Here is a 20,536-nt window from a genome sequence, read left to right as displayed (position 1 = left end):
AATAAAACTAAACAACAATGGGCCAGATAGACGGGTTTATGAAATTTGAGCGGGAGATGCCTAAATCCCGCGATCCGAAAGAAAGATTAAAAGATTATAAAGAGATCTATACTCCGCTGGAGAAGGAGAAGGTAAAGAACAATGCCGCGCGTTGTATGGACTGCGGTGTTCCGTTCTGCCACAACGGTTGCCCGCTGGGAAATAACATTCCCGACTTCAACGATGCCGTTTACACGGGTAAGTGGGAGGAGGCGATCAAGATCCTGAGCAGCACCAACAACTTCCCCGAGTTCACGGGCAGGATCTGTCCTGCACCCTGTGAGGCAAGTTGTGTGCTCAGCATCAACAACAATCCTGTTACCATCGAGTACATCGAAAAGACCATTGCTGAAACGGCTTTCGAAAAAGGATACATCAAGGCCAATCCACCGAAGACAAGAACCGGCAAGCGTGTAGCCATCGTTGGCTCCGGACCGGCAGGCCTGGCGGCAGCGGCGCAGCTGAACAAGGCGGGTCACTGGGTTACTGTGTTCGAGCGCAGCGACCGGATCGGTGGACTGCTTCGTTACGGCATCCCTGACTTCAAGCTTGAAAAATCTGTGATCGACCGCAGGATCAGGCTCATGGAGCAGGAAGGCATCATCTTCAGGACCAACGCGCACGTTGGTGTGAACATCAGCGCGCAGCACCTGCAGAAAGAGTTTGATGCTGTGGTGATCTGTGGTGGTGCATCAGCCCCGCGCGATCTGCCCATTCCCGGAAGACATTTCAAAGGTGTTCACTTCGCCATGGATTTCCTGCCGCAGCAGAACAAACGCGTTGCCGGAGACAGGATCTTTTCAGGCGACATCCTGGCCACCAATAAAAATGTGCTCGTGATCGGCGGCGGTGACACCGGCTCCGACTGTGTTGGAACCTCTAACCGTCAGGAGGCGAAGACTGTTACACAGATCGAGCTGCTGGCCAAACCTCCCCTGAAGCGTTCGGAAAACAACCCATGGCCGCTGTGGCCGATGGTGCTCATGACCTCATCGTCGCACGACGAAGGTGTAGACCGCCAGTGGGCCATCCTCACCAAAGAATTCCTCGGCGACAACAACGGCCGTCTTACAGGCCTGAAGGTAGTGGATATCAAATGGGGCGTAAATGCACAGGGCAAGATGGGCTTCGAAGAGATTGCCGGTACAGAAAGGGTTCTGCCGTGTGAGCTGGCACTGCTGGCCATCGGTTTCACTGGCGCTGAAAAAGGCGGCATGGTAGACGAGCTTCAAGTAGCCCTCGATGAACGCGGCAACATCAAAACAGAAAATTATATGACCACCCAGGAAGGCATCTTTGCTGCCGGTGACATCCGCAGGGGCCAGTCGCTGGTGGTATGGGCCATCTCCGAAGGCCGTGAGGCTGCCAGGGCTGTAGATACGTGGCTGATGGGCAGTTCGGACCTCGAGGCGAAGGATGAGTCTTTTGTCAACCTCACCCCGGCCCTCTCCTAGGAGGAGAGGGTGCGGGACCTGCTGGGATCGTGCTTATTGAATAATTTTGTACCTGTTTCAAATAAGAAAGGTGTCCCCCTGGGGCACCTTTTGCATTTAATTCTGTTTAATCCTGAAAATCCTTTAAAATCCTGGTCCACTGAACTAATTTTGCGCGACTTTTATTTATAAGACGTGTCAAATAAAACAGTTAAAGTTGGAATGGTGCAGATGTCGTGCACTGCCAACCCGGATGAGAATCTGAAAAAAGCGATTGAGAAGGTGCGTGAAGCTGCGGCCAAGGGTGCGCAGATCGTTTGCCTGCAGGAGCTTTTTCGTTCCCTGTACTTCTGCGATGTGGAAGATTACGAGAACTTCAAACTGGCGGAACCTGTTCCGGGGCCGTCTACCGAAGCTTTGTCGAAAGTGGCAAAAGAGCTGGGTGTGGTGATCATTGCTTCGCTGTTCGAAAAACGGACCAATGGCATCTACCACAACACTACGGCCGTTCTGGATGCCGATGGTGCTTACCTGGGCAAATACCGGAAGATGCACATCCCTGACGACCCGTCTTATTACGAGAAATTCTACTTCACGCCGGGTGACCTCGGTTACAAGGTGTTCAATACCAAATTTGCTACCATCGGCGTGCTCATCTGCTGGGATCAGTGGTATCCGGAAGCTGCCCGCATCACCGCGCTCATGGGTGCGGAGATCCTGTTCTACCCTACGGCTATCGGCTGGGCAACGTCACAGGATGAGGAGACAAACTCCGAACAATACAATGCATGGCAGACCATCCAGCGCAGTCATGCTGTAGCCAACGGTGTGCACGTGGTGAGCGTGAACCGCGTAGGCTTCGAGCAGAACGGCGCCATGAAATTCTGGGGTGGCTCATTTGTTGCCAATCCCTTCGGCCGCGTGCTCTACCTCGCTTCGCACGATAAGGAAGAAGTGCATGTGATGGACCTCGACCTGCAGAAGACAGATCGTTACCGTACGCACTGGCCTTTCCTGCGCGACAGAAGGATCGACTCGTATCAGCCGATCACCAAACGGTACATCGACGAATGACCTCCCCCTGGCCCCCTCCTTGTGGAGGGGGAAATTGATCCTGTAAATCTTCAAATCTGCAATCCTGACTATGAACCCGAAACAGCTCGGTTACTATTTTCCTGCCGAATTTGCGAAACACACGGCCACCTGGTTAAGCTGGCCACACAAGGAAGCTTCGTGGCCGGGCAAGATCGAAACCATTTATCCCGTCTACGCCCAGTTCATCAAGCTGGTGGCGGAAGGAGAAAAGGTGAACATCAACGTGGTTGACGAGGCGATGAAACAAAAAGCGCTTCGTTACCTGCAGCAGGCCGGCGCGGATCTGAATAATGTTCAGTTCTTCCTTCATCCCACCAACGATGCGTGGTGCCGCGATCACGGTCCCGCGTTCCTCATCAACCCGAAGGCGGCACAGAAGAAAATGATCGTAGACTGGGGCTACAACGCCTGGGGTGGAAAATATCCGCCGTTCGACCTTGATGATAATATTCCCACACTGATCTCGAAACACTACAACATTCCCGTGGTGTATCCGGGCATTGTGATGGAGGGAGGCTCTGTTGAGTTCAACGGTACCGGTACTGTGCTCACCACCACCTCATGCCTGCTCAATGAGAACCGGAACCCGCACCTGAACCAGCAAGAGATCGAAGCGTACCTGCACAATTACTATGGTGTGGAAAACATCCTCTGGCTTGGCGATGGCATTGTGGGTGACGATACCGATGGCCACATCGATGACCTCACACGGTTTGTGAACCAGGATACCGTGGTGACAGTAGTAGAGCGCAGCAAACAGGACGAGAACTATGAGCCGTTGCAAGAGAACCTGAAGATGCTGAAGAAGCTGCGCCTCGAGAATGGCAAACAGATGAACATCGTGGAGCTGCCCATGCCCGCCGCCATTGTCTACGAAGACATGCGGTTGCCGGCTTCCTATGCCAACTTCTACATCAGCAATAAATACGTTGTAGTGCCTACGTTCAGAGACAAGAACGATGACAACGCCCTAAGCATCCTTCAACAATGTTTCCCCGATAGAAAAGTAGTAGGCCTTGATTCCTGGGATATTATCTGGGGACTTGGTTCGTTTCACTGTTTGAGTCAGCAGGAACCTGAGGTCAATTGACAGTTGACAACGTAACAATTGACAATGGTTGAGAATAGCGAAGCAACACACTGCTTTGAATCAGGCTATCTTGATTCTGTCATTCTGATAACTTATCCAGCAGAGCGCTGTAGTGATATAAGAATGACGTGTGCGTTTGTTTTCATTGCTTGCATTTAAAATTACGAATTCAGGAGGCTCCTATGGAGCCCTAGCGGATGAAATTGATCTTATTCTATAGACAGAACACTCATGCCGGAGTGAAATGCATTCTGCTCCGTTAGGAGCACCGGGCAGGTCTTCGAAGGAAGACTTCGCGTCAGCTCTTATTCAAAGTAAAAACTCCCTCCGGCGTTACAGCCACATCGATCGGAACATCCTGCGCGCTCATGCCTTCGATGGATTGTACGGGCGGGAAGAACGATAATCCGATCTTGCGACAAGTGATATTCGACAGGAACTTGTCGTAGAAACCCCTCCCGTAGCCTACACGGTTTCCTTTCCTGTCAAAGGCCAGCAACGGCACCAGCACAGCGTCGATCTTGTCGGTGGGTGTGGGAATACCCTGCTTCGGCTCCATGATGCCCCACGTATTTTTCTCGAGCTGGTCAGCATCTTCGAAGTAAAAACTTTCGATGGTGGAGGTCTGATTGTTGATCTTCGGAACGGAAAGCCGTATTTGTGGATGCTCGCGTTTGATGCGGTCAATGATCATCCAGGTGTTGATCTCCTTTTGCTTTTCAATGGGCAGAAAGGTATGCAGCACTTTGATGGAAGAGAGGTCAAGCGAAGTAAAAAAGTTATCCGTGAGGCGTTTGCTCAAACGCTGGAACTCTGCGTCGGAAAGCCCCAGTCTTTTTTGCAAATAAAGTTTTCTGCTCTGCTCTTTGGTCATGAAGGCGTATAGATTAATACGTTGAACCTGAAATCTAACGGATCAAAATTGCTGAGCAGCCCGCTGATGAACGCCTGGTCCTGCTGATAGAAGTTCAGGAAGTTGTCAGTGCGCTCCTGCAGGCTGCCATTGGGAAACAAAGCGTCTTTTACCGACTCGATCTGACGCAGCTTGTCAGACTGAAGTCTCTTCTCTGCGCGCAGCAGCTTTCGTTCGATCTTCTCGAGGCTGTTGAGCGCTCTTTTGCCTTCGGCGCCAACGAACGGGCCGAGGGTTTTGTCGATGGCCTCCCCCCGGCGCTGAAGTGCGCTGAAGAGCTCGCTGATGGCGGTGCGCTCATGGCCTACCGTGAGGTTGTGCCTGGAATGCTTCAGCACCCAGTGGTTGAAGAGGAAATTCTTTTCTTCAAACAGGTTGCTGAGCTCGAGCTCCGTCTTTTCGAATTTTCTATAGATGTGCTGCTCGATCACCATGGCAAAATTACGGGGCATCAGCATGGGGAACGGAACTTTGTGATGATCGAACACCGCTTTTAGCTGGAGCCAGTAGACCACTTCTGCCGGGCCACCCACATATGCCAGGTTGGGCAGGATATACTCCTGGTAAAGCGGCCTGAGAATAACATTGGGGCTGAACTTCTCCGGCTCGTTTTCGATCTGCCTGCGGATCTCCTCTTCGCTGAAGCTGAGCGAAGTTTCCAGCACGTGATAACGGTCGCCCTGCTTTTCGATGCGGCTTCTCAGGTTCTCGTCGAGATAAAAGAAATTGATATCGCGGCAGAACACCTGCGTTTTGTAACCAGACTCTTCAAGCTGTTTGTTGGTGTTGTCCACAAGCTTCAACGTGTTGCACCCGATCACATCATCAACCATCACATCGCGAAAGAGCGATTTCAGCTCCCGGTTATCGGGGTCGATCACCACCAGTCCTTCCGCACTGAACAATGCATTCACATAATGACGCACGGCATCGCTGAGCTTTTTATTTTTCAGGTAGGCGTCCCTGAAAATGCTTACGTCGCCCGGAAGTTGCTCCAGCAGCGTATCGAGACCTTTTGTGCTGAACCTTCCCACTGCGCCTTTCTGCCCGGTTTCCCAGACGTACTTTTTACCGTACAGGCGGAAATATTTTATCTCGTCATAGTCGTGATCTTCAGACGCCATCCAGTATACCGGTATAAAATCGTACCCGGGAAATTTTGCTTTCAGCTCGCGGCAGGTGTTGATCACCGTAACGATCTTATAAATAAAATACAGCGGGCCGGTGAAGATATTCAGCTGATGGCCGGTTGTCACCGTAAAGGTTCGCTCATCGGATAATGAGTGGATATTTTTTTTAACGGCATCGGATGTGGTGAGGCCAGCGTATTGCTTCTGCAGCACCGATACCAGGACCTGTGTTTGATGAGCGGAAAAAGTTTTGGATTTGTCGGCGATCTGATCTTTGAAATTTTCGATCCGCGGAAAGCGGTTGTAAAAAGGCTGAAGGTTGTTTTTCTGATCGATGTAGTCTAAAAAAAAGGACGAGAAAGCTCTGGTATCGCCAAGCGGGATTTTCTTCAGCTGCATGTTAACAGGTATAGGTGGTGGAGATTCTGAAAACCATAAACCGAATAACGGTAAATTTATTGAGAAGGTTTAGAGAATTATACGGACGTTACTGCACCACAGTGCCTGTGAGATCGAACTCCGATGCACCCGTAATTTTGACGTTCACAAAATCACCGATCCTGAGGTAGTCCTGGCTCTCGATCATCACTTCGTTGTCAACTTCAGGTGAATCGAATTCTGTACGACCGATGAAGGTGCCGCCCTCTTTGCGGTCTACGATCACTTTCAGGGTTTGCCCGATGCGCGCGTGGTTGAGCTCATTCGAGATGTTCTCCTGAAGCTCCATCACCGCATCGGCGCGTTGCTGCTTCACTTCCTGCGGCACATCATCCGCCATGGTGTGAGAGTGTGTATTTTCTTCGTGTGAATAATTGAAGATGCCCAGCCTGTCGAACCTCGAGCGTTCGATGAAGGTCATGAGCTCGAGAAAATCATCTTCTGTTTCGCCGGGATGTCCCGCGATCATGGTGGTGCGGATGGCAATGCCCGGCACTTTTTCACGCATGGTGGCGAGAAGCTGTTCCGTTTTTTCGCGGGTGATGCCTCGCTTCATCAGCTGGAGCATGCGCGTTGAGCCGTGCTGCAGCGGTATGTCGAGGTACTTGCAGATGTTGGGGCGCTCGGCCATCACATCGAGCACATCGAGCGGGAAGCCGGAAGGGAATGCATAGTGCAGACGGATCCAGTCTACCCCTTCTACGTCAGACAACCTTTTCAGGAGGTCTGCCAGGTTGCGTTTCTTATACAGGTCGAGGCCGTAATAGGTCGAGTCCTGGGCGATGATCAGCAGCTCTTTTGTTCCGTTCTTCGCCAGGTTCTTCGCCTCCAGCACAAGCTCTTCCATAGGTCTTGAGATGTGCTTGCCCCGCATTAGTGGAATGGCGCAGAAAGAACACGGCCGGTCACAACCTTCCGATATTTTAAGATAGGCGAAATGACTGGGGTTGGTAAGGATGCGCTCGCCCACAAGCTCCTGCTTATAGTCGGCTTTGAAAACTTTCAGCAGGCGCGAAAGGTCACGTGTGCCGAACCAGGCGTCTACTTCAGGGATCTCTTTTTCGAGGTCGTCTTTGTAGCGCTGCGAGAGGCAGCCCGTTACATATACTTTATCAACCACACCTTCTTCCTTGGCATCCACATACCGGAGAATGGTATCGATGGATTCCTGCTTGGCATTGTCGATGAAACCGCAGGTATTGATCACCACTACGTTGGAATCGTCCTGTGCCGATTCGTGCACGGCGTCAATACCGTTGCCTTTGAGTTGGGTCAGCAGCACTTCAGAATCAACCAGGTTTTTAGAGCAACCGAGTGTTACGATATTGACTTTTGTCTTTCTGTTACCTTTTGTTTTCATCGCTCAGGATCCGCCGGGGTTTTTATCATCTCCCAACAAGGATCGAATCGTTATAATTCAATTTTTGAGGCCGTTTTCCCGTTTTTAGCGTGCTCTACGGGCCATCAACCCGCAAAGGTAATCCCATTCTGCCTGTGCCGGAAATACAGGGTCAAAAATAAACTGGCCTGGAATTTGGGCTTTCGCGGCATGCTTTATCTTTACGGCCGGAATTGATCATGGTAAAAAAGACTGGGTGGTTTTTGTTTTTTGTGGCGATGGCCGCCGCGTGTCTGGAAGAGCCGGAATGCTTCAGCCTCAACAATAACTTTGTTGGTATTGCCTTCAAAAAGCTTTCGAACAATACCCGGGATACCGTGGTTTTTACGGGCATTACTGCCGATGGAACCGACTTCGTCTGGCTGGCGGATACGGCGGCCATGACGGGCATTGACAGCCTCCGGTTGAATTACTTCAAGGACAGCACCGTCTTTCACTTCCAGAGCGGAAATGTTGCCTCCGAGCTTCACCTGAGCTACCTCACCCAGGCCCAGTTTGTATCCGAAGATTGCGGCCAGCGATTTGTGCTCTCCAATCTTAAAGTAACGAAAAGCAGCGGCTTTGATTCAGTGCGGGTGGTGGGCACTGTTCCCAAGAAGAAAGGGACTTCAGGCACCAACATCGAGATCTATCGTTGCCCTCTTACCAATCTTGCAAAGTTTACTTTTGTGTCGCCGGTGCAATTGAAGCAGATCACGGCCAATTACGCCCCGGGTGCGATCACCTATTCGGAAGAAGAACGCAGCGACGTCTATGTTCCGCTTGACAGCACGGCACAGACCTCCACCTTTGTGTTCAATTTCTTAGATGGATCCACCAGGACGCTGAAGGTTGACTATACGCGTACAGGAAGAAAACTCTTTAATGCCTGCGGCTGGCAAACCGTATTGTCAGGCCTCAAGGTCGATACCGTGGCGACAACGTTCACCGAGGCAACAGTAGGCAAAACCAATATCCAGGACCCACCCCTTACTAACATTGCGATCACTTTTTAGCATATTGATCCTGCTCACGGCTTTTGCAGCAACGGCGCAGCAAACGAAACCTGTTAAGCCGGTGCCTGCCGGCAAGCCCGCACCTGCCAAGCCTGCTGCCGATACCGTGAAACGCGATACAGTGAAGAACCGGTATCTGCCCACGGGTATTCGCTTCGGCACCGATGTGCTGGCCCTCGTGAAATCGAACGTGCAGGATGATTTTCAAGGCTGGGAAGTGAATGCCGATGTAGACTTCCATCGCTATTTCCTCGCTGTCGACTATGGTTCATGGGCCAGAACGTATCCTGAGGATTCTTCCAACTACAGCAACGATGGCACCTACTGGCGCGTGGGCGCGGATGTGAATTTTCTGACCAAGGATGTAGAGCGAAACATGTTCTTTCTTGGCCTGCGTTACGGACACTCCAAGTTCTCAGAGAGCCTGGGCGTGATCACAGCCGATCCGATCTATGGTCCTCTGACGAGGGATTATGTGAACACCGATATCACCGCGCGGTGGTACGAGCTCACTACCGGCTTGCGGGTAAAGATCTGGCAGATGATCTGGATGGGATATACAGCGCGTTTCAAGTTCGGCCTCAAGAGCAACGGTGCCACTGACATGCTTCCGCACGATGTGCCCGGCTATGGAAGAACAGACCGCGAAAGTTACTGGGGCTTCAATTATCAGATCTTCATCAGGCTTCCTTTTAGAAAGATGCCACCACTGCCTCCGGCAAAAAAGAAAAAATAGTTACCGGTTGCCGGTTGCCTGTTGCCGGTTCGATTCGGTGTAAAACTCTTTACGGTGTTATGTTCCTTAAGTGAATTGAAACTGTACGCTGAATACAAGGCACTGCACCAACCGGCCATCCGGTAACTGGCAACCGGCAACCCACTCAGTTTTTCTTAAACAACGAGTCTACAAATTCACTCTTGCTGAATACTTGCAGATCCTCCGCCTTTTCTCCCACGCCGATGTATTTTACGGGGATCTTGAATTCGTCGGAGATGCCTATTACAACGCCACCTTTGGCGGTGCCATCGAGCTTGGTGATGGCCAGGGCGGTAACTTCAGTGGCTTTGGTAAACTCTCTTGCCTGGATGGAAGCGTTTTGGCCCGTGCTTCCGTCGAGCACCAGCAGCACTTCATGCGGCGCATCGGGTACTACCTTTTGCATCACTCGTTTGATCTTGGTGAGCTCGTTCATGAGGTTCACCTTGGTGTGCAGGCGGCCCGCGGTGTCAACGATCACGATATCGGCATTGCGGTCAACACCTTCTTTCACGGCATCGAAAGCCACGGCTGAAGGATCGGTGTTCATACCTTTTGCAATTACCGGTACACCTACCCGCTCGCCCCACAGCTTGAGCTGATCTACGGCGGCAGCCCTGAAAGTATCGGCGGCACCCAACACTACATTTTTGCCTTTCTTTTTGAATTGTGACGACAGCTTGCCGATGGTGGTGGTTTTGCCTACACCATTGACGCCTACTACCATGATTACGTAAGGTTTAATGCCGGCGGGTGTATCGAAATCCTGTGCTTCGTCGGGGTTGCCCTCGTTGAGCAGGCTGGCTACTTCTTCTTTCAGGATGCGGTCGAGCTCGGAGGTGCTCATGTATTTGTCGCGTGCCACCCGCTGCTGTATGCGCTCGATGATCTTCAGGGTGGTTTCCACGCCAACATCCGAAGATACGAGCACTTCTTCGAGGTTGTCGAGCACTTCGTCATCCACCGTAGATTTTCCTACGAGCGCCTTGCCCAGCTTGGAAAAGAAACTGTCTTTTGACTTTTCGAGGCCCTTATCCAGGGTCTCCTTCTTCTCTTTGGAAAACAGTCCGAACAGTGCCATAGGAAATTGTCGATTAGATTTCAGATCTCAGATTTCTGACCTCATGATCTCAGATCGAGGGTCGAATCAAAGATCAGGAATTGTAAATCATAAAATTGTGCCACGCAGATATGAAAAAAGTCCCGCGGAGGGACTTTTCAAAATCTTTCTGGCCGGATAGACCGATTATTTTTTAGCCAGCGTATCTTTTACAAGTTCAGCAGGCACGATCTCTTCCCGGAAGGTGTAAGCACCGGTTTTTTCAGATTTTACGGCACGGATCACTTTTGCAAAGCTTTTTCCGTCACCTTTTTTCAGTGTAGCAACAACTTTCTTTGCCATGATTATTTAATTTCTTTGTGAACTGTATATTTCTTCAAAATAGAGTTGTACTTCTTCAGTTCCAACCTTTCTGTGGTGTTTTTACGGTTCTTGGTAGTGATGTAGCGGCTCATGCCGGGCTGGCCGGTAGCTTTGTGCTCCGTACATTCTAAGATCACCTGAACCCTGTTGCCTTTCTTTGCCATGATTCTTGAAATTTTTATTACAGTACCAGGTTGCCGTTGGCTCTGGCTTCTTTTAACACTGCAGTGATGCCATGCTTATTGATGGTCTTGATTGCCTTGGTAGACACTTTAAGAGTGATCCATTTATCTTCCTCAGGCACAAAAAAGCGCTTTTTCTGAAGGTTTGGATAGAATCTTCTCTTGGTCTTGTTGTTTGCGTGTGAAACCTTGTGACCAACCTGCGGCTTTTTTCCGGTAATTTGACAAACTCTCGCCATATCAGCTTAATTTTAGCCCTTCCGAAAAGGGACTGCAAATATCGATAAAATGCCCCCAATTATCCAACACAGGATCAGGATTTTTAGGATTTTCTGGATTCGCAGGATTGAAATACCTGATTTCAGGGCAAACGAGACGGGTTCCAAGACCTAAAATACTACTAAAACAGCTTTTTGATCAGTTCCTGGGGGTCGAGGTTGGTGAAATCATCTATTACCAGGTCGGTTTCGTGGAGCTCTTCGCGAGTGTGGGTGGTGGTGATGCCCACAACCTTGCAGCCTGCGCTTTTGCCGGCCTTCACGCCTGAAAGCGAATCTTCGAACACGATACAGTTGGCCGGTTCAAATTTTAAGGCAGCCGCTGTTCTCAGGTAGATCTCCGGGTCGGGTTTGCCTTTCGATACAAAAGACTCGTCCAGGATCACGGGAAAATATTTTCCGGTGCCCGTCTTCGACAACGTGAAATCCACGTTGGCCCGCGGGGCGGAGGTTGCGATAGCCCGCGGCAGCCCGAGCGCTTCGAGCTTTTGTAAAAAAGCCACCAGGCCGTCTACCGGTTTGATGTCATTCTTATAGATCTCCCGGAACAACGCTTCCTTCTCATCCGCATAAGCGCGCAACTTCTGCTCGTCAAGCGGCCCGAAAACATTCACGATCCAGTCTTTATTGGTGCGGCCATAAATCTTCTCACGCAGCTGCTCTTCGGTGAGATCGTAGCCGTACTTTTTGCAGAATTGTTTGAGGGAGATCTTATGAAATGGATTGCTGTCGATGATGACGCCGTCCATGTCGAAAATAAAACCAGGATCAGGATTTACAGGATTCAAGGATTAACAGGATTAAATACAAAGGCCGCAAACATAAATCAATTCAATTGGATTTTATCCTGCTCATCCTGTAAATCCTTTTAATCCTGGTCAATTAATCCTGCCCATCCAATAAATCCTTTAATCCCGGTCATTAATCCTGGCCACTGATTACCGATTACCGTTTACCTATTACCATTTACCTGTCACCACCTTAGTTCGTAATAACCAGTCGCTTTACCTGTGTGTTGTTGCCGACGGTGAACTTTAGCAGGTAGAGGCCGGCGGAGAGGGATGGGAGTTGATACTGGTAACGTTGGTGTGCTTGCAGGCGGGTGGGTTGGCTCAGCTGTTGCCCGAGGGGTGAAAGGATCTGAACGATGGCAGTTCTGTCTACTTTGATATTGAGAGTTTGCGTCTTTGATACGGGATTGGGATAGATCTCAACGACTGGCTCTTTGGGCAGGGCCTGTCCTTCGTCATTCTTCAGCACTGTGACGCCCCCCATCACATTTCCTGTAACGATGGCCGGCTTGGTTGAATTGAAAAGGTTGACAACGGTAGGCCATATACGCCCGCCCAGGTCTTGCTCCATGTAGGGATTCTGGTCCGTGATCAGGGGATTGAACACAACGCTGGTAGTGGCATCTTCTGCATCCGCATCGGAAGCGTTTCTGAAATCGCGCACGATCTTCAGTATGCCCGTCTGGTCTCCATATATAAGGTCCAGCGTTCCATCGGCATCCAGGTCGGCCACAGCGCACGCCGGGTTTTGCCGTAGCACCGATGAGGTGAGCCCGAGATAGGTGTCATCAACGAGCGTGAACCCGAACTGCCCCGGTGTGCCGTTGTTCTTCCAGTACTGAAGCGCGCCGTTGCCCCGCCCCACAAGCAGGTCTTCATATCCGTCTGAGTCGATGTCTACCACATTAATGTTCTCGCTGAACGTAAGGTCGAAGTTCATGTTCACAATGGGCTGATCGTTGAAATCAAAAACATCGCGGCCTTTGTTGAGGATGGCATACAGGTCAGTGACATTGTTGTTGAGCAGCGTTGCTGTGAACACAAGGTCTTGCGCGTTGTCGTTATTCACGTCGGCGAACTGCACCTTCATGTTGTAGAAGCTGGAGAAAGAAAGGAACAGGTAGTCTTTGGTGACGAGCCTGAACGCAGGCTCCGCGGGAGTTCCGATGTTCTCATAGAGGAAGATCGATGACCGCAGGGTTCCTGAGGTGTAGGAGCTGATGATCATATCAAAGTCGCCGTCACCGTCAAGATCAGCGAACGCGGGCACGGCATTGTCACCCACGTCGATCATGTGCTCCTGCAGGAAATTCCGCTTCACCAGACTGAATGCCGGGTTTGCCGTTGTGCCCGTGTTTTTGTAGAACAGGTTCGACTGTGTGTAATCCGCGGAGAGAAACTCCCGTGTAAAACCGTTGGGTGTTGCTATGAGATCTTTCGCGCCATCGAAATCAACATCCTCATAGTAGGCTCCGGGGTACACCACGATGTTCGCGGGCTGGATGGCAGGAAAAGTGGAGTACTTGTTGATGGCAGGGTTCTCAAGTGTGCCTTCGTTCACCAGCTGGAACAACTGTGTGCAGGTAGCTTCGGAGAAGATGAGGTCCAGCTGCTTGTCGCCATTAAGGTCGATGGACAGCAGGCTTTTGCCGCCAGCGTGTTTTACCCGACCGGCAGCGGGACAATCTTCGCCGTGGAGCGCTATCACACCGCAGCCACATTCCCTGAAATTGCCCCAGGTGCGCGTCTGCCGTTCAAAGTCGAGCGAGTCGCAGCTCCAGCCTTTTTCGATGCTCAGGTTCTTGTGAAATTCAACACCACTGCTGGCGTACTGGATGTTAAAAATATCGAGGTCGCCGTCGCCATCAGCGTCGATAATGGCGGGAACATCGTCAGACTGGATCTGAAGATTCACTTTCAGCACGCTGAAACCTTTAGAGAGCAGCACTTCCGTTTTGGAAGCACCGGGTCCGGCGTGGAACAGAAATTCTTTCCATGCGGGTGCGCCACCTTCAGGCGTTACATTGGTGTATACCCGCATGCCCAGCTGGTGGCCGGTGAAGATATCTTTTTTACCGTCGCAGTTGTGGTCGCGCAGCTGCAGCCAGTTGGAAATCTCTGCCGGAAAGAATACCTCGTATTCGGGCGCGTAGTGATATTGATTGTTCTGGTTGAGGAAGGTGATCACCTTGTCGGCCATGCGGTCGAAGAGCACAAGGTCGTCTTTGCCGTCATGGTTCAGGTCCATGGCGTTGTACTGGGCTGCGTTAAGGCCGCCAGCCCAGGGCATGGCCAGGGCATTCCCGTCGGTGCCCTGAACAACGATCTGCTGGTCCATCGTGTAGGTGAACTGTGCATGAGCCATCAGTGGCATAAGCAGAAAAACCAGAAGCGAAGATCTGATCATTAAAATTTTTCTTTCTTCGATAACGTTCACCGGGACCGAGCTGTTATCTTGCCTTAAAGATACGTGCCGGCGGCAATAATATTGTACCGGACTTCCATCTTATACTGCCATTTATGATAGAAATCGAAAAATTATACCAGAAATATTCCGAGCACAAAAAAATTTCTACCGACACACGCCAGATCACCCCTGATTCGGTATTCTTCGCCCTTCGTGGCGACAAGTTCAACGCCAACGAGTTTGCCGCAGAAGCCCTGAGCAAAGGCGCCCGGTATGCAGTGATAGACGAAGAGAAGTATCAGAAAGACGACCGCTTCATTCTTGTGCCCGATGTGCTGCAGGCACTTCAGAAGCTGGCCCGCTTTCACCGCGACCAGCTGACGATACCCGTGGTGGCACTCACCGGCTCTAACGGCAAAACCACGAGCAAGGAATTGCTCAACGCCGTGCTCAGCAAAAAATTCAGGACCTACGCCACCCGCGGCAACCTGAACAACCACATCGGTGTGCCGCTCACCATCCTGGCCATCGACACCACCGTTGAGGTTGCTGTGGTTGAAATGGGCGCCAACCACCTGGGCGAGATCGCGCTGCTGTGTGAGATCGCTAATCCCACGCATGGATTCATCACCAACATCGGCAAAGCACACATCGGAACTTTCGGTGGGTTCGACAACATTGTGCGGGGAAAGTCTGAGATCTTCCAGCACCTGATCACCCACAACGGCACCGCCTTCATCAACTCGCAGAATCCGCTGCTGGCCAACATGGCGAAGCGATTCAAGGAGCCGGTTTTTTATCCTGCGAAAGGAGACTACTATCAGGCGGAATTTATCAGCGCCGACCCGATGGTGAAGTTCAGGGCCGATAACGGAGACGTTGTGCAGACCAACCTCATCGGCGCTTATAATTTCGAGAACATGGCCGCGGCACTGTGCATCGGCAAATACTTCGGCGTTGAGGCGAAGCTCGCCAACCAGGCCGTGGCCGAATACGTGCCCGGCAATATGCGCTCACAGGTGGTGCAGAAGGGAAGCAACACCATCATCCTCGACGCCTACAATGCAAATCCCAGCTCGATGCAGGCCGCCATCGAGAACCTTGCTGCAATGAAGGCTTCAAAAAAAGTGCTCATCCTCGGCGATATGTTCGAGCTTGAAGGCGAAGCAGATAAAGAGCACCGGGCCATCGGAAAATTGATAAAGGAAAAAGGCTTCGAACATGTTTACTTATGCGGAACCCTCTTCAAATCGGCGCTGCATGAGATCCCCAACGCAAAATACTTCCCCAAGAAAGACGAGCTGGTGCAGGAGCTGAAGCAATATCCCGTGAGTGGCGCCACGGTTCTCGTCAAGGCGTCGCGTGGCATCGGTCTCGAGACCGTTGTAGAATATCTTTAAAATAACCCCACATATGAACTTCGAATTCATTTTAAAATTCCTCAAGGATCTCAGCAAGAACAACGACCGCACGTGGTTCGAAAAGAACAAGCCGCGTTACCTCGAAGCCAAGCAGGGCTTTGAAGACTTTATCACCGGGCTCCTGAAAGAGATGACAAAATTTGACGAAGGGCTTGCGGGTCTCGATCCCAAAAAACTTCCGTTCAGAATTTATCGCGACGTGCGTTTCAGCAAAGACAAAAGTCCATACAAGGTGAACATGGGGGCGGGCTTTTCGCCCAATGGCAAGCTGGTGCAGGAACCGGGCTATTACATTCACATCGAGCCCGGTAAAAGTTTTGTGGCCGGCGGTATCTATATGCCCGATGCAGCCAACCTTGCCAAGGTGCGCCAGGAGATCGACTACAATGCAGACAAGCTCATGAAGGTAATGAACAGCAAATCATTCAAGAAGCTGTTCAAGGGCTTCGATGATTTCGACAAGCTCAAAACCATGCCCAAGGGATACGCCAAAGACCATCCGCACATCGAGCTGCTGAAGCACAAAAGTTTTATTGTGTCGTATAATTACAGCGACAAAGATGTGACTGATAAAAAGTTCATGAAAACGGTGGCGGCCCATGCCAAAGAGATCAAACCGCTGAATGATTTTATAAGAGAGGCGATAGCTTGAGGAGTCCACGGTCCACAGTCGACGGTCCACGGCCGTTCAGTGCTCCCACTCTTGAGACCGGTATTCTGAGCGAAGCATGTGCGTAAGGCTGGCGCGCGCGAAGAATCCCCATATAAACAAAGTGCACAGCTTGAAACAGGTGTACGAATTAAGTACGCACTAACGTCCGGGGGATCCTTCGTTCACATGTTTTCCGTTGTATGAGATTCAGCTCAGGATACGGGTTCCAGAAGGGGGTACTGCTGTGGACTGTGACCGTGGTCTGTGGACTATTCAACGAATTCTCTTAACTCATTCGCCGAAAGAGGTTTACTCAACAGCTTTCTCACGTACTGATGCTCTCTTGCGCGGGTGATGTCGTGGTGGTCTAGCGTGGAGGAAAGCATCACGATGGTGGTTTTTTCCTTCAGCGGACTGTCAAGCTTTTCGAACTGTTCCAGGAACTCGAAGCCGTTCATTTGCGGCATCATGATATCGAGCAGGATGATGAGGTTATTTTCCTTTTTGTAAGCGTGTGAGCGCAGCCACTCCAGCGCCTGTTTTCCACCACTGACCTCGTGCACGTCTGTAATATCGAACGTCCGTTTGATCAGCATGCCTGACACGAGCCTGTCTATGTAGCTGTCGTCAATTACCAGAAAAGTCTTCTCAGCCTGCATAGGAGATCGAAAGCATGATATAAATTACAAAAAAGACAGAAAGTTGCCGGCAAGAAAAATAAAATCGACTAATCGCACAAATCGAGCTATATGGTAGGCGAAACGTTGTGATCATTGCTGGTCCCAGTCGAAATATTCGTCCTTTTGTAGCTCTACTTCCTTCTGTTTCTTCTTGCCTTTGGTCCTGAAGGCATCTTTCAGCTCCTGTACTTCTTTTTTCAGGTCGCTGATGATCTTTTTCTTCACGGCCTCCGTGTCGTAAGCGATGCGGTAATCATCGGTGGTGCCGGTGATCTTCAGGAACAGCCTGGTTTGCCCTTTCTGGTCGTCTTCCATGGCCAGCTCCGCTTCAGAATCTTTCGGTTTCTTCTTACGGAGGGGCGTCACGAGCCTGTAATCGATGTGCTGATCGAACGTGTGCGTGCCGCTGATGGTGATGTCGGTAACATTGCTGCGTACCGCCATCTGCGGGATATAGATGGTTTTGTTTTCGATGTGGATGTCGTTCTTAATGTCAGAAAAACGCAGCTTGCTCAATCCTTCATCGTCAAGGTAGCGGCTCAGTTTTTTCATAGGCTCGAAGTTGTTGAGCTCACCCTTGCGGATGGTGGCGCCGATGTCGGCGATCAGGGTCTCCGGGAACATTTTCAGGTGCTGATCTACCGTTACCTCCAGGTTCACATCGGCGGAAGCCTGGCCTTTCAGGTGTTTATCCTGGATGAAATCCTGTTTAAAATTTTCGAACACATAAAAGACGCTGTCTACATGGATGCCGTTGAATTTTGCCGTGGTAACAACGTCAATCGCCTTATTGTTCTGGGCGTCGATGATACCGGAGATCTGCAGGTCGCCACCCATGGTTCGCAGCGAAAGATTTCTTGACACGGCCATCTCGTTCTTCACAAGCAGATCGCCCTTTACCTGCCGTGCATGGAAGCGTTTGTATTGCAGCGACCGTACATCGCAGTTGAAGTTGAGGCTGATGTTCGGGGAGATGCTGAAGGTGTACTGCTGATCTTTGCCTTCTGTTGGATCGCCAAAGCTAATGGCAAACAATTGGTCGAGGTCTATGAAGTCAGCTTTCAAATCGGTCTCGATGCCGATGGGCTGGTTCTCGAAGAGCACAAAGGTGATGATGTTCTTGAAAAAACCATTCAGCATAAAGTCGGACCTGCCGAGCTTGCCCGAAACGTTGCTCAGCGCCAGGTCGTTGTTGCTGAACTGGAGATCGCCCGTAAGGTGCTGCAATGGAATTTTTTCTTTCCCGTAATCGAGATTGATATCCTGAAGCGCTACGGTTCCCTGGGTGGAAACACGCTGTGCGGTGGCCTTGTTCTTGAGCAGGCCGATCTTTCCTTCGAAGGCTACATCCACCAGCAGCGATCCGGTCACATTCTTCAGCGTTTCAATGGGGTAGAAGCTCAGCACAGCAGGCGCATCGACCTTGCCCTTGAAGTTGCAGATCACTTCCGGATCGACAAAGTCATTGATCACGAAGTTGGCCTTGAAGCTCTCGTCGTTGAGCTTGCCCGAAATGTTTTTCAGCACCAGCGACGCCTGCCTTACGTTGCCCAGGTCGCCACTGGCAAAAGAGCCTTCGATGCTTGCTTCTTCGATCCGCGATTTGTACTCAGGATGATAAAGCGTGGCGTTGTTAAATCCGAAATCGACGGAAACACCCGGACTTTTTGTTTTGCTGATCTCGCCCCTGAGCCGGCCGTTGAAGTATATAGCGCCTTTGCTCTGATACTTCTCAAGCTTTTCTGATAAAGCGCCTGGCAGCAGTGAGATCAGCGTCTGGATGTCGGTGTTCTCTCCCTTAGCCTGCAGGTTGATGAGGTTCTTCTCTTTCCAGGAATAGTCGCCCGTGATGGAGAAGGAAGCGCTTTTCAGCTTGAGCGACGAGGGCCTGATGGTGAGCGATTTGTTTTGATCGTCGTATGTAAGCTCGCTGGCGATGATGAACGACTTTCCGCCGAGGAAAGAATTTTGCTCAACCTGGATCTTTTCGGTAGTCAGTTGTCCGTCGGCCCGGATGTCGTAAAGATTGTCATGCGAATGGATGGAAGCCACCATGTTGGTGCTGGTGAAGGTGAAATCCTGCTTGAGGCGCATATCGAGATAGTGCACCCTGGTGTCGGTGAGGTCAACGTTCTTCAGCTCAAAGCTGATGCTGCTCTTGCCGGTAGTCTCACTTTTTTTTACGACCGTATAATTATTCTCTCCTTTGGCATTGATCTTCAGGTTGGTTTCGCTGCCGGTGATCTTCAGGCCGCTGATGGCATAAGTGCCTTGCCATACTTCGATGGGATTCATCTGGAAGGCGATGCGCCGCGCGGTGAGCAGCGGGTATTGCCCCTCGTGGCTGTCTTCCACATGCACGTCGGTGAGCACAATAGACATGAGCGGAAACTGCTGGAATACGGATACATCGATCTTGCCGATCTTCACGGGAGTGCTGAGCTGCTTGTTGGCTTCGCGGATAAAATGATTGATGATCCGCTCTTTGAACAGGAAAACAGATGCGACAAGGGCAACCACCAGCACGCCGGCAGTCAGCAATGTGTAAAAAAGTACCCTTCGAAGTGTTTTCAAGCTTAGCTAATGGTTTGGCAAAAATACAGGCAAAATTCAAACCAGCAGGGATTTGCCCGAAAAAACCCGCAGTCGGGGCAAACCGGCAGCCGAACAAGGGAATCCGGACTTTCGTATTATCTTTGTCAGGGCACCTTTGAAAGCCGCGATTTGAAAAAACTGGTTTCATCGTTATTCGTTGCACTCATTCTGCTGAATGTGATGGGGTATTACGGACTGTTTCTCGGTCTGCAATACAAGAACACCCGTGACCTGATCAGCCAGTTCGATGCCGGCACCTATAACGCTGACGAGGCCGAGGTGCTCAAGATCCCGTTTCGCGCGCCCAATGGCTATTCTTCAGAAACCTTTGAACGTGTGGATGGCGACTTCAAACGCAACGGCAAAGTATACCGCCTCATCAAACAACGCCTTTTCCGCGATACCTTTCACATCGTTTACATCAAAGACAAAGTGGGCACGGCCCTTAACGATGCCCTGGTTGATTATGTAAAAACCTTTAGCGACGAAACCTCCGACCAGGGCCAGCACGCCACGATCCTTCCGCTGTTCATCAAAGAATATTTTATACGCCCGTTCTCGTTGCAATCGTGGTCGCCGGGTTATGAACAGGCTGTGCGCAAGGAAAGCCACGTCTGTGTGCTCATCGACACATTCGAGACGTCCATCGTCCATCCGCCTGAGCGCGCTTAGATCCCTTCTTAAGTCTGTACAGACAAACCATAAGTTGCCAGGGCAACTTATACATCATTCATTTTGAGTTGTGAAATATGAGCGGACCCGAGAAATATCTCGTGTCTTTTATCTCATGTCTAACATCTCACATCTCATATCTCACT

The 20,536-nt window shown here is 50.8% G+C and carries 19 protein-coding genes; 8 read left to right on the top strand and 11 right to left on the bottom strand.

Going from position 1 to position 20,536, the window contains the following annotated elements:
* The first annotated feature begins 17 nt into the window (after positions 1-17).
* The 3 genes from KK083_RS25710 (at position 18) to KK083_RS25700 (ending at position 3,657) form a co-directional block, all read left to right on the top strand.
* Positions 18-1,493 carry a glutamate synthase subunit beta gene (locus KK083_RS25710; protein WP_254168826.1) on the top strand — a complete coding sequence of 492 codons (1,476 nt, stop codon included), beginning with the start codon at positions 18-20 and terminating at the stop codon, positions 1,491-1,493.
* Positions 1,494-1,694: 201 nt separating this feature from the next.
* On the top strand, positions 1,695-2,546 hold the full coding sequence (locus KK083_RS25705) for a carbon-nitrogen hydrolase (protein WP_254168824.1): 852 nt from the start codon (positions 1,695-1,697) through the stop codon (positions 2,544-2,546).
* 70 nt (positions 2,547-2,616) lie between these two features.
* Positions 2,617-3,657: an agmatine deiminase family protein gene (locus KK083_RS25700; protein ID WP_254168823.1), complete on the top strand. Its 1,041-nt coding sequence runs from the start codon at positions 2,617-2,619 to the stop codon at positions 3,655-3,657.
* A 298-nt stretch (positions 3,658-3,955) separates the two neighbouring features.
* Here the strand turns inward: KK083_RS25700 and KK083_RS25695 are convergent, their stop codons facing one another.
* From KK083_RS25695 to rimO, 3 genes are all read right to left on the bottom strand, one after another.
* Positions 3,956-4,531, bottom strand: a complete 576-nt coding sequence (locus KK083_RS25695; protein ID WP_254168821.1) for a 5-formyltetrahydrofolate cyclo-ligase — start codon at positions 4,529-4,531, stop codon at positions 3,956-3,958.
* Positions 4,528-6,099, bottom strand: a complete 1,572-nt coding sequence (gene bshC, locus KK083_RS25690) for a bacillithiol biosynthesis cysteine-adding enzyme BshC (protein ID WP_254168819.1) — start codon at positions 6,097-6,099, stop codon at positions 4,528-4,530. The genes KK083_RS25695 and bshC overlap by 4 nt, the downstream gene beginning before the upstream one ends.
* 88 nt (positions 6,100-6,187) lie before the next feature.
* Positions 6,188-7,498 (bottom strand): 30S ribosomal protein S12 methylthiotransferase RimO, encoded by a 1,311-nt coding sequence (gene rimO / locus KK083_RS25685; protein WP_254168817.1) that lies wholly within the window; start codon positions 7,496-7,498, stop codon positions 6,188-6,190.
* A gap of 218 nt (positions 7,499-7,716) precedes the next feature.
* On the opposite strand from rimO, the gene KK083_RS25680 reads away from it, so the two are divergent.
* Together KK083_RS25680 and KK083_RS25675 are read left to right on the top strand one after the other, a co-directional pair.
* Complete coding sequence (locus tag KK083_RS25680; RefSeq protein ID WP_254168816.1) at positions 7,717-8,532, top strand: DUF6452 family protein; 816 nt, start codon at positions 7,717-7,719, stop codon at positions 8,530-8,532.
* The gene (locus tag KK083_RS25675; protein ID WP_254168815.1) at positions 8,516-9,268 is read left to right on the top strand and encodes a DUF6048 family protein; all 753 of its coding nucleotides are present in this window, start codon (positions 8,516-8,518) and stop codon (positions 9,266-9,268) included. Before KK083_RS25680 ends, KK083_RS25675 begins: the two co-directional genes overlap by 17 nt.
* 145 nt (positions 9,269-9,413) lie before the next feature.
* Here KK083_RS25675 and ftsY read toward each other — a convergent pair whose 3' ends face one another.
* The 6 genes from ftsY to KK083_RS25645 form a co-directional block, all read right to left on the bottom strand.
* A complete protein-coding gene (gene ftsY / locus KK083_RS25670) occupies positions 9,414-10,370 on the bottom strand; it encodes a signal recognition particle-docking protein FtsY (RefSeq protein WP_254168814.1) in 957 nt (318 codons plus the stop codon).
* A gap of 165 nt (positions 10,371-10,535) precedes the next feature.
* A complete protein-coding gene (locus KK083_RS25665) occupies positions 10,536-10,691 on the bottom strand; it encodes a DUF4295 domain-containing protein (protein WP_254168813.1) in 156 nt (51 codons plus the stop codon).
* A 2-nt stretch (positions 10,692-10,693) separates the two neighbouring features.
* The gene (rpmG, locus tag KK083_RS25660; RefSeq protein ID WP_254168812.1) at positions 10,694-10,876 is read right to left on the bottom strand and encodes a 50S ribosomal protein L33; all 183 of its coding nucleotides are present in this window, start codon (positions 10,874-10,876) and stop codon (positions 10,694-10,696) included.
* A gap of 17 nt (positions 10,877-10,893) precedes the next feature.
* A complete protein-coding gene (rpmB, locus tag KK083_RS25655; RefSeq protein WP_254168811.1) occupies positions 10,894-11,133 on the bottom strand; it encodes a 50S ribosomal protein L28 in 240 nt (79 codons plus the stop codon).
* Between the two features lie 161 nt (positions 11,134-11,294).
* Complete coding sequence (locus KK083_RS25650) at positions 11,295-11,960, bottom strand: HAD family hydrolase (protein WP_254168809.1); 666 nt, start codon at positions 11,958-11,960, stop codon at positions 11,295-11,297.
* Positions 11,961-12,153: 193 nt separating this feature from the next.
* Positions 12,154-14,370 carry a T9SS type A sorting domain-containing protein gene (locus KK083_RS25645; RefSeq protein ID WP_254168807.1) on the bottom strand — a complete coding sequence of 739 codons (2,217 nt, stop codon included), beginning with the start codon at positions 14,368-14,370 and terminating at the stop codon, positions 12,154-12,156.
* Between the two features lie 113 nt (positions 14,371-14,483).
* On the opposite strand from KK083_RS25645, the gene KK083_RS25640 reads away from it, so the two are divergent.
* Together KK083_RS25640 and KK083_RS25635 are read left to right on the top strand one after the other, a co-directional pair.
* Positions 14,484-15,770, top strand: a complete 1,287-nt coding sequence (locus KK083_RS25640) for a UDP-N-acetylmuramoyl-tripeptide--D-alanyl-D-alanine ligase (protein ID WP_254168805.1) — start codon at positions 14,484-14,486, stop codon at positions 15,768-15,770.
* Between the two features lie 13 nt (positions 15,771-15,783).
* Complete coding sequence (locus tag KK083_RS25635; protein WP_254168803.1) at positions 15,784-16,443, top strand: DUF2461 domain-containing protein; 660 nt, start codon at positions 15,784-15,786, stop codon at positions 16,441-16,443.
* A gap of 269 nt (positions 16,444-16,712) precedes the next feature.
* Here the strand turns inward: KK083_RS25635 and KK083_RS25630 are convergent, their stop codons facing one another.
* Both KK083_RS25630 and KK083_RS25625 read right to left on the bottom strand, forming a co-directional pair.
* A complete protein-coding gene (locus KK083_RS25630; RefSeq protein ID WP_254168801.1) occupies positions 16,713-17,102 on the bottom strand; it encodes a response regulator in 390 nt (129 codons plus the stop codon).
* Between the two features lie 111 nt (positions 17,103-17,213).
* Positions 17,214-19,697: a DUF3971 domain-containing protein gene (locus tag KK083_RS25625; RefSeq protein WP_254168800.1), complete on the bottom strand. Its 2,484-nt coding sequence runs from the start codon at positions 19,695-19,697 to the stop codon at positions 17,214-17,216.
* Positions 19,698-19,847: 150 nt separating this feature from the next.
* On the opposite strand from KK083_RS25625, the gene KK083_RS25620 reads away from it, so the two are divergent.
* The gene (locus KK083_RS25620; RefSeq protein WP_254168798.1) at positions 19,848-20,390 is read left to right on the top strand and encodes a hypothetical protein; all 543 of its coding nucleotides are present in this window, start codon (positions 19,848-19,850) and stop codon (positions 20,388-20,390) included.
* Positions 20,391-20,536 lie beyond the last annotated feature (146 nt).

Source organism: Chryseosolibacter histidinae (assembly GCF_018598225.1).
In the GTDB taxonomy this organism is placed as follows: Bacteria; Bacteroidota; Bacteroidia; order Cytophagales; family Cyclobacteriaceae; genus Chryseosolibacter; species Chryseosolibacter histidini.
This window is presented reverse-complemented; position numbering and strand designations above follow the sequence as displayed.